The sequence below is a fragment of the Phenylobacterium zucineum HLK1 genome, from assembly GCF_000017265.1.
In the GTDB taxonomy this organism is placed as follows: domain Bacteria; phylum Pseudomonadota; class Alphaproteobacteria; order Caulobacterales; family Caulobacteraceae; genus Phenylobacterium; species Phenylobacterium zucineum.
Map to the genome: position 1 here is coordinate 2759579 of NC_011144.1, position 15713 is coordinate 2775291.

A 15713-nucleotide genomic window follows, 5' to 3' on the forward strand; every position below is an offset into this window, starting at 1 on the left:
TCAGCGCTCCACGTAGCCAGGTGCGCGAACCTCGTCGCGGGACCTGCGGAAGGCCCAGGCCAGGAAGGTGCGCAGCGTCTCGGGCTCGCCGCGATCGATATGCTCGAAGAGCAGCTCAAACATCGCGGTCTGCCGCTGGCAGAAGTCGCTGCCCGGATGCACGCCGGCCGGTTCGCCGGTCAGCACCGCATGATGGACAGGGTCGGCTCCGCAGAACGGCACAAAGGCGCATTGGGCGCAGCCGGGCAGCCGTTCCGCCACGGCCCCCTGGGCAAGCCAGGCCATCGCCGGCGACGCCAGCAGTGTGTCCAGGGACTGGTCGACCCTTCCTAGCGCGAAGCGGCGGTCCCCCGTCTCCGCCGCCATACGAGCTTCGTCCGACGGATAGGCGATCCCATCGTAGTTGTAGACCATCACGCCCAGACCGGCGCCGGCCGGCGAGCGCAGATCGGTATAGCCGGAATGGAACGGGCTCCAGATGTGCCGCAGGAGGATGCTGGCGTAGACCTCCTCCATCGGCTGACCCGCCGCATTGAGCTCCAGGATGTAGGCCAGCGCTTCCCGATAGAAAGCGGCGAAGACGTCCGTGTCGTAGCCGTGCACCCGCCGCGTCTTGCGCGCAAACCCGTAGGGACTGAGGGGGCGCAGGAAGATCGAACGAAAGCCCAGCTCCCGGTACTGGTCGATCAGTCCGCGTGGATCGGACAGCGCGGCGCGCGTCACGGTCGGCAGCGCCGCAACCCCATCGGCCCCAAGCACGGCTCGCGCCCGGTCGAGACCCTCGATCGTCCTGGAAAATGCGTCGCGCGTGGGGTTCGGGCGCTGCGCATCATGGATCTGCGCAGGTCCGTCGATCGACGTTGACAGATGGATGTCATGTTCGGCGCAGAACGCCAGATCCTCGGCGTTCAGATGGTGCAGGGTCGAGACCATCGTGAAGCGTAGCGCCTTGCCGCCGCCGGCATTCCGACCGACGGCGCTCTGGACGATCCGCTTCACGAGATCGAATCGCAGAGCCGGCTCCCCGCCCTGGAACTCGATGGTGAGATCCCGCGCGGGGCTTTCGAAGACCCGATCGAGCGCGGCTTCCGCATCGGCCTCGCTCATGTCGAAGCCTGGCGCGCCTATGGCTGCGCGGGAAACCTGACAGTAGTGACAGCTGTGATCGCACCTCAGCGTGACCACGAAGATGTGGAGGGTCGGCCCCTCCATCAGGAAGGCCTTGCGCGTCCGCAGGGTGGCGGCCCGCAGGTCTTCTGGACATTCGTGCGTCGTCAGCAGACCGCGGGCGAGCAGATCCTGCCTGCGCGCTTCCGGCAGGCCGCCGCCGCCTGCCCGCCGCAGGCGCTCCTCGTCCTCGCTTAGCAGGGCGTAGTCGCCGAGGTCACTCGACACCAGCACCTTGCCGCCCCGCAGAGGCGACGTTCGCAACATGGGAAGCCCCCCGACCCCAGGGAAACCTATGCGCCACGATCAGGCGCTGCAATAGCGTCCTGGAGTTGTGGCGACAGCCGATACCTACCTTGCGCCGCGAAACGCCTGGCTTGAGTATGAGATCAGTCGGGAGGACGGATGATGTGTGACCTGCCCCCCGCCGGTCCCTCGATCATTATGAGAGCCCAGGGGGTTGGTAGCTGATCTCCAGCGCCGGCGGTAGCGGCCGGGCGGTGGAGCTGATCAAGTTGCGCAGCCGGCCGGCCGCGGGGTTCAGACGCACGGCTTCCGGGGTCAGTCCGCCGTGCGCCGAGTGCGGCCTGACGTGGTTGTAGTCGAGCCGCCAGCGCTCGATGACAGCCCGGGCCTCGGCGAGGTTGGCGAAGACCTCCTCGTTCAGGCACTCGTCGCGCAGCTTGCCGTTGAAGCTCTCGACGAAGCCGTTCTGCTGCGGCTTGCCGGGCGCGATGTAATGCCAGTCGACGCCGGTGCGGTTGGTCCATTCCAGCATGGCCCGGCTGGTCATCTCGGTCCCGTTGTCGCTAACGATGGTCGCCGGCCGGCCGCGCCGGGCGATCAGGGCGTCCAGCTCGCGGGCCATGCGATGGCCGCCGATCGAGGTGTCGACCACCAGCGCCAGCGCCTCGCGGGTGAAGTCGTCGACGATGCACAGGATCCGGAAGCGCCGGCCCCAGCTCAGCGTGTCGGCCACGAAGTCCAGGCTCCAGCGCTGGTTCGGCCCGTCCGGCAGCGCCATGGGCGCCCGCGTGCCGGTGGCGCGCTTGCGGCCGCGCCGCCTTCGCACCGCCAAGCCCTCCTCGCGGTACAGCCGGAAGAGCTTCTTCTTGTTCATGCTGACGCCTTCACGCTCGAGCAGGATGCCGAGCCGCCGGTAGCCGAAGCGGCGTCGCTCCGCCGCCAGGCCCCGCAGCCGGGCGCGTACCTCCGCATCGCCTGGCTGGGCCACGCGGCGCACTGTCTTCGGATCGACCTGGACCAGCCCGCAGGCGCGCCTCTGCGAGAAGCCGCGCTCCGCCATCAGGCGAAGCACGGCCTCCCGGCGCGCTGCAGGCCCGATCAGTTTTTTCCCAGCAGGTCCTTCAGCGCCGACACGTCGAGCATGGACTCCGCCAAGAGCTTCTTCAGTCGCCGATTCTCGTCCTCCAGCGTCTTCAGCTTCTGGGCATCCGACACGTTCATGCCGCTGTACTTCGCCTTCCACCGGTAGAAGGTCTGCTCGCTGATCCCATGCCGCCGGCAAACCTCCGCCGTCGGGCTCCCGGCCTCCTGCTCCCGCAGCACGCCGATGATCTGCGCCTCGTTGAACCTGCTCTTCTTCACGTCCGTCTCCTCAGGGTGACGGACTCTCACTCAAACCGAGGGATCAGGAAGGGGGCAGGTCATGTGCTGTCGAGGCTGGTCTCCATTCTGCGACCGGAAACGGAGTCATTGCGGATGAAAGGGCGACAGCCGAGACCCTCAGGAAGGCTGACCCTCGCGGCGTTCGCGGCCTGCGCATGGAGTCTCAGCGTGATCGCAGCGGCCGCCGACCCCTGCAAGGCCGTCCCGGATCGAGGACGGGCCCCGGCATGGCTGGGTCCCGGAAGCACCTTCTCCGGCCCGGTCCGCTACGTCGGCGATGGCGACAGTCTGTGCGTCGGCGTTGGTCCGACGCCAGCCCAGTGGGTGGAGGTTCGCCTGGCCGACTTCTATGCCCCGGAGCTCTCCGATCGCGGCGGACCTGAGGCCAAGACGGCGCTCGCCCGCATCGTTCAGGGCAGAAGGCTCACCTGCATCGCGGATCACCAGACGTATGACCGCATCGCCGCCTACTGCAGGATCGAAGGCCGCTCACTGGGCGACCTGATGCGGCGCGCGGGCGTTAGGGAGGGCGGTCGAGGCGTGCGATAGCCGCAGCGCAGGCCTACGGCCGTCCCATCAGTCGGCGCAGGCGGCCGACCAGCCGCGACAATGCTCCCGCCGGTCGCTCTGCCGCTGGCGCCCGGGCTTCCGTCGCCACGAGATCGTCAGGTGCTGAACTCGGCGGTATGGGCCGGCGCGTGTGCTCAGCCTCCTGCATGCTCACCGGATTCGCGAGGGTGTCGCTGAGCGCAGGCTGCCCCGGGCTCCTGACGCCGTTGAGACGAGCCGCCACCACCCTGCGCAGGCGCTGCAGCTGACGGTCCAGGATATCGTCGCTCATTGTCGGATGGACTTGTAGAACCGTGTCTCGACCGTGTGGATCAGCAGGTTCTTGAACAGATCCTTCTGGGTCGGACCCGTCCGGTCCCGCGCCACGACGTAGAAACGGCAGCCCTTCGCGTTTTCATAGGCCAGGAGCTCAGCGGTCATGGCCATAAACGCGCCGCGACTGACGTTCCCGGTCAGCTGCGGCGGGATCGGCAGGGCGCGACGATCAGCGGTGCGGAGAGGCGGCGTCACATCCTTCAGGGTCAGGGAGCCGTCGCCGTTCAGGCTGATGTCGAAGAGGTACTCGATATCGCCCGCTTCGGTGACCCAGCACGGCGGATAGTCACCGCCCTTGCCGACGCTGCGCAGCTCCTTCTGCAGGCGCGCCACCTGGCCCTTCAGGGTTGAGGTTTCCCGGGCGCTGCGCGCGGCGTCGCGCATCATCGCCCTGGTTTCCTCGGGCGTCCGCCCGGCCTCGGCTGCAGCCTGGGCAAGCGCGACGCCCTCGGGGATGTGGTCGAAGGCTGTCTTCGGATCTGCGGCCCCGTCGGTCTTCAGAAGCGCCTTCTCGAGCTGGGCGCCCTTGGCCGCGAGCTCTTCCATCTTCTTCCGCGCATCCGGCGCCTTCTCCACCTGCTCGGCGATCCGCTCGAACTTCTCGAGCGACTTCTCGCGTTCGGCCAGCTGCCTGCGCTCTTCAGCGACGGCCGCCTGCGCCTGCCGCGCCTCCACCAGCTCGCGGAAGAACCTCTCCGGCGGCTGCTTGCGCGCCAGGCTGTCCAGGACGTCCACCTTGGCTTCGAGCAGCTGTTCGCTTTCCCGGAGCTGGGCGACGGCGGACTTGAGCTGCGCCGCTTCGCGGTCGCGCTTCACCAGCACCCAGCCCAGCGCGAGCAGAAGCGCGAAGAGGATCAGCAACATGGACTCGGCCACCGTCAGCCCGAGCACCAGGCCCTTCCGGTAGCTCGCATGCTCTCGCGAGATGCCGCCGCGGCTCATTTCTCAAGCCGCGTGATGATCCACCCGGCCAGCTCAGCCAGCTCCCGCCGCACCTGCTGCACCGCCTGGCCGGAGCCCTCGAACTCGCGATCCAGCGTCCCGAGCGTCTCGATCACCCGGCGCGCGGCCGCGTCGAGCGCGGCCAGCCGCTGCTCGGCCTCGGCGCCGGCCGCCGCCGCGGCTTCGCCCGCGACGCGGTGGAGTTCCGCCACCGACCGGGCATTGCGCTCATCGGTCTGGGCGGCGACCGCCGTCAGCCGCTGCGAGAAGTCGGCGGTGGCCGCCGCTGCGGCTGACGAAGCGTCGTTCAGCTGCTCCACCAGCCGCGCCACATCGCTGAGCGCCGCCCCAGCGGTGCGCAGGTCCTGCGCGCTCGACGCCGCGGCGCTGCCGGCCTCGGTGAGCCCGCTCGCGGCTTCGCTGAAGCGCTCCAGGGCGCCGGCGGCGGACTCGAACTTCGCCTGCTCCTGCCCCACAGACGCCGCGAACGCCGCAACGGTTCGCTCCACGGTCTCCAGCGCCGGCCGCAAGCCACGCTCGATCACGTCGGCGTCCGCCTTCACCGCGCCGATGCGGTCCATCAGGCCTTCGACCGCGCTCACCACCCGTTCCAGGGAACTGTCGAAGCTGTTCACCCGGGTGCTGAACTGCTCCGCGCTCGCCTCGAACTTCTCGCCCATGGCGCCGGCGCTGCGCTCGAACTGTCCGACGGCCTGCTCCAGCGCCTCGACCGTGGAGGTGTTCGCCCGCTGGGTGAACTCGCCCACCACCTGGCGCATGGCGTCCGCGAAGCTCTTCAGCTCAGCGACGGATAGGTCGAGCTCCTGGCGCATCCGGCGCACCGTCTGTGACAGCGCAAGCCGCGCCTCCTCCTCGGCGTCCTCCGGATCCTCGCGGAACTGGCCCACGAGGACCCGACCGGCGAGGCCCGCGATGGTCGTGAAGATGGCGATCCCGAAGTTGCTCAGGATGGCCTCGGTCGCGAGCTCCGTTCCGGTAAACCGGATCAGGGCCACACCGAGGCTTGTCAGAGTGTAGAGCAGGCCAAGGTAATAGAGGTTGTCCGCCGCCTGGTCGGCGCGCACCTTCAGTCCCGAGACATGGAAGGCGCAGACGCCATAGCCGATCATGATCAGGACGCAGGCGGTCACCGCCACCCACTTCGACCAGGCGGCGATATCGACAGCGGCGATGACCACGCCGCCCACCACGGCGCACGCCAGGAAGAACCACTTCTCATAGTGGGTGGGCGTCTGGCCCCCCTGAGCCCCTGCACGCACGTTCAAATCAGCCCTCGATCGGTATGGCGCCCGGCATGCGAGCGTTCTGGTCGGTCTCGAAATAGGCCTTCCAGAAATTCAGATGCGCGGTCGTCCCCTGGACGGCATGCGCCTCGGGCCTGAGCAGGTAGAGGACCTCGACGACGATGCCGTCCATGTCCGCCTTCAGGCTTCGATAGGCCTGGGTTTCCCGGAAGGCGGCGAAGTCCGGCACGCCCGCGTAGTGTGAGCCGCCCTTCCCGTGCTCAAGCATGTCGGAAACGATGACCAGCCGCTTCGGAAGGCCGCCGGCCCCAGCGCCGACATCCGCCTTCTGAAAGGCGCCGACGACGACCTGCTGCACGGCCTCCATGATCGGAGACGCGTTGCTTGCGGGCCGGTTCATCGCGTCCTCGAGGACCTTGCGCAGCCGCGGCCGGAAGACCTCCTCAAACTGCAGCCGCGCCAGGTTCTTGTTGCCCGTCCAGTCGTTGACGTTGTCGGGCGACTTCGGCCGGCAGACGCGAAAGTCTGGCTTCAGAAGACTGGCGCCGGCCTCGATCGAATAGACCTGAACCTCTTCGTACTCCCTGAGCCTGGTGACGACTTCGTCGAGCCGCGTCTCGATCGCGGTCCGCTGAACGGCGGACATTCCGTCGGTGGCGTCCACGAGGATAACCGTCAGCGCGCTCGGTCCGGCCTTCGGACAGAGTGTTTCGCGGTCGATCTGCACCCTGGTCTGCTGCTGCCAGACCGCGGCGCCGAACACGCCGACGAGCGTCACGCCGATCAGCGACAGGGCGACGACAGCGCCGACGGGCGCCGGTGCGGATCCCCGCCGGCGCCCTCTCCCGCCGCGTGCGGGTCGTCGGCTCATGCGGCGCCCCCGGCGGCTTCGAGATCCTCGACGCCCGGCACCCTGGAACAGGCCTCGGCATAGGCCTCGGTGATCTGGCGGATGGCTTCCGAAAGCCGCCCGGCCACGACGGGAGACTCCCCCACGACGAGCGGAGGCAGCACGGGAAGCTCAAGGGAAAACGTCAGAGGCGCGTCGAACTGCGTCGGCCGCTCCGCCGTCCGAGCCCGAAGGTTCGCCTCTCGATATCGGGCGCCGAGCTCTTCGCAGACATAACGGAGGTGATCTGCGTAGAGCCGCACATCTTCGCTCAGGCCCGCCGCCTTGCCTGCGATGTCCGGCCGCTCCGACACAGCGAGGCCAGCGCGTCGCTGTGCATCTGCAAGGCGCTCGGTGTTCTCGCTGCGGATCTCTTCGAGCCGCGCCATCGCGTCCTGCCGGTTGTGGTGCCAGTCAGCGAGGAGTCGGTCGGCGAGTTCGGCCCGGCGCGTGTAGCCAGGAAATGGATCCTTCCAGGCCCACCCTTCGTAGATGGCGACCGCGCCCGCGAAGCAGCCGATCAGAAACAGCCCCCAGGCCTCGAAACTCTGCAGGCCGAATGGGTCAGAGAACGCGCGACCGACTGCCGTCGTCGCGGCTTCCATCGAGAGGGCGGCCTCTGCGCCTTCGCGCCAGTGCGCGACGGCCAGATTGAGGTAGATCAGCCAGAACGCGGTGAGCAGCGCGCCGAACACGCCGACGGCTCTGCGCATCCAGTGGCGCATCAGCACATTGCGCGTCAGCCAGTGCGTCCAGAGCCAGTTGCCGCCGATGTTGGCGACTGGAATGACCGCCACCTTCAGGACAGCGCCGAGGATCCCGCCCGCATCGGCGCCGGCGAAGATCGCGGCGTTGACGCCGATTTCGAGCACGGCGGCCCCACCGAGCATCGCCAGCTTCACCAGGACGTGCTGGTTGTGACGCGGTGCGTGTGTGATCCCTTCGCGACGCCGGAAAGACTCCAGATCATCTCGCGCGATCTTCACGGCCTTATACTCCTCGACGAGGAGCGAGCGCTCCTCTCGAGCGGCCTCACGGAGCTTCACCGCCACTGCGGCGGGCTCGGCGGTCAGGGAATCGAGGTCCGCGTCACCGGTGTAGCTGGCGAAGCGACTGCGATAACCCTCATAGGCCCGCCGCACGCCTTCGACGTTTTCGTCCCAGAGCTCACGGAGACGGCCGACGATCTCACGCTCTTTCAGCGCGAGGGTGCGGCCGTCCGCCGGCGGGATTGCATCGGCGCCATCCCGCGCACCCTGGGCGTCGACGTCGAGCTGTTCTGCGAGCAGGTCGACGTCGATCTGCCTGAGGATCTCCGTCCCCGGCAGGTATGGATGCTTCGGCGTGAAAATCGCGGCAATTGGATCGCGCTTCTTGCGACGCGCCATGCGGTACTCGCTCCCCCCAGAAGCTTGACCGCTACAGTTGCACAAACGCGCAGCTCGCCACAACGGAGACTTCCGCGGCGTCGCTAATTTGCCGGGACGGTCGTTGTCTGCTCGGGCGACGCGCGAATCTGAGGGTGTCGGCCGTTCTGGTGCGACCTGGGTTCTGAACAATTCCTTGGACCCAGGGGGCTGAATGCCAGCGCGAGAATCTGACCGCGCCTCGGACGCCAGCGGCAACGGGCATCAGAAGCGCGGCCGGAAGCCGAAACCGATCACGGCGTTTCCAACCGCGCTGACGCTGCAATGGGACGAGCCGGAGACACTCGGCGAGGCCCTGGATCTCCACACCCGTCGCCATGGCGAGACCGTGTGGCACCTCGCCCGAGCCCTGCTCGCGCAGGGTCTGCCGGTCGATTACTACACCCTCAAGGTCTGGCGCCTGGGTCGGAAAGAACCTGCCACCGCCAGAAGCTTCGAGATCCTCGCCGCCATCGAGCGCCGCTACCGGCTCCCCTCAGGCTATTTCCGGGAAAAGCTCCTCCACAGGACGCGGGCCGTCCGCGGACTTCATCACGTGACGCCTTCAGACGCCGAGCGCAGACGTCTGGCCTGGCACCTGCCTGACGATTTCGATCAGCGCCCCCCTGCCGAGCGGGAGGAGATCCTCGCCTGGGTGCGGGAGGTGGTGGTGTCCGGGGCCACTGAGTACCGGCGATATCAGCGGGAGAAGCTGCAGCACCGCTTTGCGTTCAGTTTCGCCGCCTCAGACCGTCTCAGCTCCCGACCGGCAGAGCTTCAGCCGCCGCCCGCGCTGGCGGAGGAGATGGCCGCCTACGTCTCGTTCAAGACGTCAACCATGACACCGCGCGGCTACCGCCGCCGAACAAGCTGGGGCGCCGTATCGGCTGACCAGAAGAGCGCCCATCTCGGGCTCCTGTTCGGCGCCCTCGCCGCAGCACCTGATGGCCCGGTGCGGGGCGCCGGCGTCCCACGCGATGCGCTGTGTTTTAGCCTGCTCGTCTTCCCGGCGGTCTGGGACTGGTACCTGCGCTGGCGCGAGGAGCGCCGGGGATTCTTCACCTCCTGGGAGGTGGACATGCTGGTGAGCGGCGCGCTGGCGCTCACGTCGCCGGAAACAGGCTGGCTGACGCAGACGCCAGCCCTCGCAGGGCGCCTCGTCGCCATTCCAGGCCTGATCACGGAAGCAGAGATCGAACAGGTGCGCCGCGACTGGCCGGCCGCCTGCGCCAGTCTGACAACACATGCGCGCGCCCGCGCCCGGGAGATCAAGGCTGCGCGGCGCGTGCATCACGATCCCTTCGAACCGATCCTCCCGGTCCTGGAGGCTGCAAGCCCCGTCGGCGAGTATCGCAAGATCGCCGACGAGATCCTCAGGCGGATGCCGTGCCGGCGACGCTACGCCAGGCCAGCAGCAGAGGCGGTCCGCGCCTTCCTGATGATCCGCCTGGGCCTGCATCTCGGCTTCCGGCAGCGAAACCTCCGAGAGCTTCTGTTCTGCCCGCGAGGATCTCGTCCGACGTCTGAGCGCCAGCTCGCCGACCTGCGGCGCGGCGAGCTCCGATGGAACGATCAGCATGGCGGCTGGGAAGTCTTCGCCCCGGCCGCTGCGTTCAAGAATGCGAAGTCATCCTTCTTCGCCGGCCGCCCCTTCAGCATGGTGCTGCCGGACCTTGGCGGGCTCTACGCACATATCGAACTCTGGCGTGAGTGCGACCGCGCGCTGCTCATCGGCCCCGCCACCGATCCCGGCACCTTCTTCGTAAAGTCGGCGAAGCGCTCCAGCTCCACCGCCGCCTACAACCAGAACACCTTCTATGAGGCATGGCGCCTGGCGATCCAGCGCTACGGCGTACGCAATCCGTGGACCGGCCGCGGCGCGATCACAGGCCTCCTGCCGCATGGTCCGCACAGCGTCCGGGACGTTCTGGCCACCCACGTTCTCAAACAGACAGGCTCGTACGAGCAGGCCAGCTACGCGATCCAGGACACCCCGGAGATGGTGGCGAGCCACTACGGACGTTTCCTCCCGCAGGACAAGGCGGCGATCGCAGCCGAGGTGCTGAACCGTGTATGGGCGGACAGCTGAGCGAACGGCCGCCGCTACCCCAGCTGCGCAGCTCGTCGGATGTCGCGCCGCACGTCGGCTACGTCGAGGTAGGGGAGATTGGCGAGGCTGATCGTGTAGCGGATCGCCAGAACACCGTCCGGAAGAACGAAGTCCGCAGGCAGTCGCGGAAAATCGTCGTCGACCTCGAAGATCTGGGCGTCCCTCAGATGGCAGCGCACCAGGTCCGGCGACCTGCGCATCTCTTCCGACCAGTCGAGGCCGCTCAGGCGCAGGAGGAAACCATCGAGCGCCGCCGGATCCGCACGGAGCGCTTCGACGAGCTGATCGGCCAGCGAGGCCACGGAAACGACGCCCATCGCGGATTCTTCGAGCTGGACGGACGCGAGCATCAGGCGGCGGTCTTCCGGCGTCCGCAGCTGATCGACGCGTGAGATCTCGTGTTCGTGGCGACTGCGGGTGGTCGCCTTCACTTCCATGTGGAGCCGGGGCGTCACGAAGTCATGCCGCTCTCTGTCCGGCCCGCTCCAGTAGTGGACCGCGTCCGGGCCGAGCGCGGGCAGCCATAGGGTCTGAAGCATCAGGAGTTCGCCGATGGCCCCGATCTGGGCGCTGCGCGACATGGGCTGGCGGACGGGCCGCCAGGCGGTCTGCCAGCGCTGAACGATGACAATGGCGGCCGCCCAGGGGTCGCGACCGTCCGTCAGGATCGCGTCGGCCAGCTCTGAGCACAGAGTCGCGAACATGCGCTCGTGAGCGGCTGGCGAACAGAGATCCAGACACACCTGATCGCCGAGACGTCGCTCTCGTAGTCGAAGGCCGTTGTAATCCTGTGGCAGGCTGCGGGTTGGCGGCCCCTGAACCGGCGCAAGCAGATGCAGATCCCCCGACGCGCTGACCGCCAGGCTCAGCGAAGTCTCCACGCCTGCGTGCACGAGCGGCGCCGTTGCGACCTGATCTTCCCCGACGGGCCGGCTCGCGCGAAGCGCGCGCCAGGTTTCGATCCAGTCGCTCATGAGGCGACGCCGCGATTGACGATGGCGCTGGATTGACCGTCTGAGGTGTAAGGCAGGCTCAGGGCGACGCCGATCACGGCGTCGAGGTTCTCAACCCCGAGCGGCTCAGGGTCGAGGGGGTAGACCATCAGCAGGCCCTGGGTGGGAGACCGGGCGGACCGCATCGCCTGGGCGTCATAGTTGCCCGAGGCGCGAACATAGGCGTCCGGTCCCCCGGGAAGGTCGGCGCCTTCGTGCCGCGGATCGATGAGGATGCCGATCGCCTCGCTGCTGATCCGGCTGCGGGTGACGACGCGGGTGGAGATACCCCCGATGCGCACCTCGGTCCCGCGCTGGGCCGACGCCAGCAGCACGGACCAGTCCACCAGTTCGCCCTCCGCGGCGCGCTGGATGATCCAGTCGGCGATCGCCTCCCCTCGCATCGCCACTGCATCGGGATGAGCCTGGAAGAGCCGCAGAAAGTCGGCCACGGTCTCGGGAGGAAGATCCCGGAACAGCTGTCCGCCGGCGACCTCGCGTCCAGGCCCGCAGAGCCCGATGAGGCGGTCGGCGAGCCGTCGATTGGTCTCCAGCCGGGTGTGGTCATGCAGCGGCAGAATCACGGTCTGCGGATGCTCGCCCGACCACGAGAGGGTCAGGGTCTCGGCCATGGCGGCCTTGTTCTTCGCCGTCAGCAGGAGCGCGCTGTGCGAGCGCAGGCGAATGGCCATCTCGGAGGGCCTGCGGCCGGCGCGATAGAGAGCCTGGAGGCTGTCCCGCAGGCTCTCTTCAACGAGCGCCAGCTCAGTGAACCACTGCGCGATCCCGTCGGTCGTCCAGATCCTGATCAGATCCTCGTAGCCTGTGCGGAAGCCGTACCACCGCGCCATCTGGAGCAGGGTGTCAGCCATCGACGCAGTTCTGAGGAAGTACGAGACCGTCAGGCCTTCCAGGGTCAGGCCGCGCGACAGCCGGTTCCCGCCCACGGCGATGATGTGCCGCGCCGGACGTGTGTCGTATTCGAGGTTTTCCCCCGTGACGCTGTTGAGCTCCAGGACGTCGAGACTCCGCAGCACTGAGATCGCCGCCTGCGCCGTGGCCTGCGGGTCCAGGGGGGTCGACACACCCCGGAAATGGGTTTCGAGCGCTTCGACGAACAACGCGGTCAGGTCGTGGCCCTGGCGCATCGCCTCGAGCCAGAGATCCACCTGGGCCTCAATCGCGGCGCGCACCTGGGTCTGGTCTTCAACCCGCACGCTCACGTGAACCAGCATCGTGTGCGGCTTGCCCTGAAGCCCAGGACGTCCTTCCCGGATCGCCCCTGCGAGGCAGAAGGCCAGAATGGCGTCGGTCAGCGAGTTCGGCAGCAGCTGCTCTTCGGCGCGCACCGTAACGGGCCTTGCGCTCCGGCGAGTGGTCGCCTGCCGAAGCGCGCTGACGTCCTCGTCCGGCACCCGCCGGAAAACGTCTCGTCCCTGAGCGGAGACCCCGAACAGCTCCTCCGTCCCGGTGTAGCCTTCCGGGCGAGGCAGCTGCAGGGCGAAGTCGCGTGGAAACAGGTCTTCGCCGACGTCTCGATCGACTGCGTCGGGATCGATGAAGATGTTCGCGAACGGCGTGGCGGTGTAGGCCACGTAGGCGGCCTGTGGGGCACGTCCAAGCATCGAGCGGATGAGGGCGTTCGTCGCGCTGGGTCCGGCGCCGCTTGGCGCCGCCGTGGTCCCCTCTGAATCCAGGGAGGGGTCAGGCGCCCGATTGGCCCGCGTGTTGATCGAAGCCTGATCCGCTTCATCGTCGATGAGCAGCACGGGCACGCCCTGCAGGCGCGACGCGACCGCCTCGAGCCACCCATCCAGGCGCTTCAGGACGGGTACGTTCTTCTTGGCCACGATCAGGAAGGCGCCGTCGTCGGCCAGCACATCTTCCTCGGGTTCGCGGAAGTCGCCCTCGCGCGTGGTCAGCAGACGCCAGCGCGGCCCGCCGGGTTCATCGACGCCGACAAGCTCTTCTTCGAGCCGCACCTGGGTCTGATTGCGAAGGGCGTCGTGAATGCCCGAAAGCACGATCACCAGGCGGTAGCCAGCGTCGACGGCGCGGGCTGCGACCGCCGTGTAGTTGGCGGTCTTGCCGCTCTGCACGTAGCCCACCACGAGCCCGCGCCCCTGGAATGCGCTGGTCTGCCTCGGATCCGGCAGGTGCCGCAGCACGCGCGCAGATTCAGAGGCGAGACTCTCGACCTGCGCCGGCTTCCACCGGCCCCCACCAAGCAGCCTGCGCTCGAGACGCCGCCAGGCGCCCTCCGGCGGATCGCCAAGCGTGTCCGTCCAGCTGACCTGGGCAGGTCTCAAGTCGTAGACACGCGCGATGGTCATGCGCCCGCTGCGTCGTCGATCAGCGCCTGCTGGGCGTCAACTCGGTCGAGATCCTCCAGGAAGGCGACCAGCGCCTCTCGCGCCACCGGGTCGGACGCGACCGCGTCGGCCAGCTCGCCCAGGGCCGGGCTGAGCCCGCTGACCTGCAGCGTCCGTTCACCGGTCAGACCTTCCACCAGCTGCCAGGCGAACTTGGTCGACGTCACCCTGCGAAACACCACCTGTGGGGTCGGCGGCGGCGGCGCGGATGGCGGTGATGGGTTCGGGCTCGGCCCGCCAGAGGGCGGCGGGCCGCCTGGCCCCGGCGATGGCGCCGGACCACCCGGCCCGCCGGGCCCTGGCGCTGCCGGCGGAACTGGCGGCGCCGGGGGCGGCGCGGGCCTGCGCCCGAACTTCGCGAGGCTGGCCTTCCGCACCGTCTCCGCGAGGGGCTTGATCTGCTTCTGCAGGAAGGCGGGCAGCTGAACCCTCTGTTTGGAGATGTCGATGTTGAACGCTTCGTCGAGCGCCGGCGGAATGTCGAGGATCACCCGGGCGAGCTTCCGCTTTTCGTCCATGGTCGCCCACATGTCGTGCCACCCGCCCCAGCGGATCAGGCGATCATTGCGGTAGAGAAAGAGCCCCTGGGTCTCGTTGCGCTTGCCCCAGTAGCCGATCTTGTCGGCGGCCGCCTGCCAGCCTTCGCCGTGATAGTCGCGCAGCTCGTCCTCATGCGGCAGCAGGATGGGCTCGACGCGAACCTCCGCCGTGCCCCCCGGGTGCTCAACCTTCAGGGTCTTGGCGTCGTAGTGCTCCGTCAGAGGATGGCTGGCGGGGCCATTGCTTTCGACCTCCGTCCCCTGGACCCAGATCTTCAGGGGCGGGCGTCCGCGGGCGTCGCCGTCTAGAAAGCGGTGGAAGACGAGCCCCAGATGGCGGCTCAGATCCTGGATCTCCGCCACGAACGGCGGCACGCCGCGCGCCGCCGGCGCGACCATCGGCGCCTTCATATCCTTCCAGAGCACCACCGTGCCGCGTTCCTTCGGGTCGGCGACCTCCCGCTCCCAGGCGTCGAGCGGGGTCTCGTCGACCTCGAAGTTCGCCATGTCGTCGGAATCCCAGCCCAGGTGCCGGATCGAACCGCCAGCCTGCCGCGTGATCACCTTGAAGCGGCGCGCCTGCGACCAGGAAGCGCCCTTCAGGCCGAAGCCGAACTTGCCCAGACTGCGGGGACCATAATCCGCCGCGCCGCCGATCCGCAGCGCCTCATCGAGCTCTTCAGCCGACATGCCGACGCCGTTGTCGCGGATCGTCATCCAGCGGCCGTGGCCGCCATTCGGCTGGCCGAAGGTGATGTGGATCTCAGTCGCCTGGGCGGAGATGGAGTTGTCGATCAGATCGGCGACGGCGCTGACAAGCGTGTGACCCGCGGCGCCGAGGATCTCGGCGAGCCGCGTCCCGCCCGGAAGAAGACGCCGCCGGCCCGATGGCGTGGACGACGGCTCGGGCTCGGGCGCGCTGTCGGGGGGCGTCGTGGTCATCTTGGGATCCTTAAGAGCAGGGCCGCTGAACAGGTCGGGCCGTGCTTCAGCCAGAAGTCGGTGAATCCTGGGCGCCTCATCGTGCTGCAGCGCGATCATGCCCGCCCGGGCGAGGCCGGACGTCATGCCGTCAGCCTGGATCGCCAGCGCCAGGGAGGATCCCTTCGGAAGAACGATCCAGGCCCCGGTGGCGGGCTGGATGCCCGCATCCACTTCCATGACGAACAGGCAGCCCGGCTCGACGAAGTCATACAGCTCGTCGACCGGACAGTTGCCCTCGAGCCGCCAGTTCTTCGCCTGTCGCTTGAGGGAGTGGTCCAGTCGGCTCGGGCCCTGATCGGTGTCGTAGACAAGGCTCAGCGGTATGCGATCGCTGTCCGCGGCCGTCGGGAACACCCGGTCCACCACCTCGCCGTCGAAGTTGATCGCGCGCTGCCGGGAGCCCTCGCGACCGCTGCGGCGATAGGCGTGGAACATGCCCAGTTCGCTGTGCTGCAGCTCCCTCAGGATCAGAAACTTCATCAACGCCCCTGACGCGCCTGCGCGCCGAACCAACTGTCCGCACCCTAGGCGAA

The 15713-nt window shown here is 68.1% G+C and carries 11 protein-coding genes; 2 read left to right on the forward strand and 9 right to left on the reverse strand.

The annotated features are described in order from the left end of the window. Together hxsB and PHZ_RS13455 are read right to left on the reverse strand one after the other, a co-directional pair. Window positions 1-1434 (reverse strand): His-Xaa-Ser system radical SAM maturase HxsB, encoded by a 1434-nt coding sequence (gene hxsB, locus PHZ_RS13450; protein WP_012522968.1) that lies wholly within the window; start codon window positions 1432-1434, stop codon window positions 1-3. 175 nt (window positions 1435-1609) lie between these two features. Next, window positions 1610-2775 (reverse strand): IS3 family transposase gene (locus PHZ_RS13455; RefSeq protein ID WP_407946656.1). Its coding sequence is split into 2 segments (ribosomal slippage): window positions 1610-2517 and window positions 2517-2775, totalling 1167 coding nucleotides; the frame shifts between segments, so codons are not numbered across the junction. A 189-nt stretch (window positions 2776-2964) separates the two neighbouring features. Here PHZ_RS13455 and PHZ_RS13465 point away from each other — a divergent pair. Next, window positions 2965-3345 (forward strand): thermonuclease family protein, encoded by a 381-nt coding sequence (locus PHZ_RS13465; protein ID WP_041373544.1) that lies wholly within the window; start codon window positions 2965-2967, stop codon window positions 3343-3345. A 288-nt stretch (window positions 3346-3633) separates the two neighbouring features. On the opposite strand, the gene PHZ_RS13470 is transcribed toward PHZ_RS13465, so the two are convergent. The 4 genes from PHZ_RS13470 to PHZ_RS13485 all read right to left on the reverse strand — a co-directional run bounded on the left by PHZ_RS13470 (window position 3634) and on the right by PHZ_RS13485 (window position 8165). Then, entirely contained in the window at window positions 3634-4623 is a 990-nt protein-coding gene (locus PHZ_RS13470) for a hypothetical protein (protein WP_012522970.1), read from the reverse strand. After that, the gene (locus tag PHZ_RS21780; protein WP_148216869.1) at window positions 4620-5834 is read right to left on the reverse strand and encodes a hypothetical protein; all 1215 of its coding nucleotides are present in this window, start codon (window positions 5832-5834) and stop codon (window positions 4620-4622) included. Before PHZ_RS21780 ends, PHZ_RS13470 begins: the two co-directional genes overlap by 4 nt. Before the next feature lie 76 nt (window positions 5835-5910). Beyond that, the gene (locus PHZ_RS13480; RefSeq protein ID WP_012522972.1) at window positions 5911-6759 is read right to left on the reverse strand and encodes a hypothetical protein; all 849 of its coding nucleotides are present in this window, start codon (window positions 6757-6759) and stop codon (window positions 5911-5913) included. Further along, complete coding sequence (locus PHZ_RS13485; RefSeq protein ID WP_012522973.1) at window positions 6756-8165, reverse strand: hypothetical protein; 1410 nt, start codon at window positions 8163-8165, stop codon at window positions 6756-6758. Before PHZ_RS13485 ends, PHZ_RS13480 begins: the two co-directional genes overlap by 4 nt. A gap of 193 nt (window positions 8166-8358) precedes the next feature. Between PHZ_RS13485 and PHZ_RS23635 the strand changes: the two genes are divergently transcribed. After that, on the forward strand, window positions 8359-10272 hold the full coding sequence (locus tag PHZ_RS23635) for a hypothetical protein (protein WP_012522974.1): 1914 nt from the start codon (window positions 8359-8361) through the stop codon (window positions 10270-10272). Window positions 10273-10286: 14 nt separating this feature from the next. Here the strand turns inward: PHZ_RS23635 and PHZ_RS13495 are convergent, their stop codons facing one another. Genes PHZ_RS13495 through PHZ_RS13505 form a run of 3 tightly spaced genes read right to left on the reverse strand, consistent with a single transcriptional unit; the run spans window position 10287 to window position 15660 of the window. Beyond that, complete coding sequence (locus PHZ_RS13495; protein ID WP_012522975.1) at window positions 10287-11267, reverse strand: PD-(D/E)XK motif protein; 981 nt, start codon at window positions 11265-11267, stop codon at window positions 10287-10289. Further along, window positions 11264-13618 carry a Z1 domain-containing protein gene (locus PHZ_RS13500; RefSeq protein WP_012522976.1) on the reverse strand — a complete coding sequence of 785 codons (2355 nt, stop codon included), beginning with the start codon at window positions 13616-13618 and terminating at the stop codon, window positions 11264-11266. Before PHZ_RS13500 ends, PHZ_RS13495 begins: the two co-directional genes overlap by 4 nt. After that, window positions 13615-15660 carry an ATP-binding protein gene (locus tag PHZ_RS13505; RefSeq protein ID WP_041373546.1) on the reverse strand — a complete coding sequence of 682 codons (2046 nt, stop codon included), beginning with the start codon at window positions 15658-15660 and terminating at the stop codon, window positions 13615-13617. The genes PHZ_RS13500 and PHZ_RS13505 overlap by 4 nt, the downstream gene beginning before the upstream one ends. Between the last annotated feature and the right edge of the window lie 53 nt (window positions 15661-15713).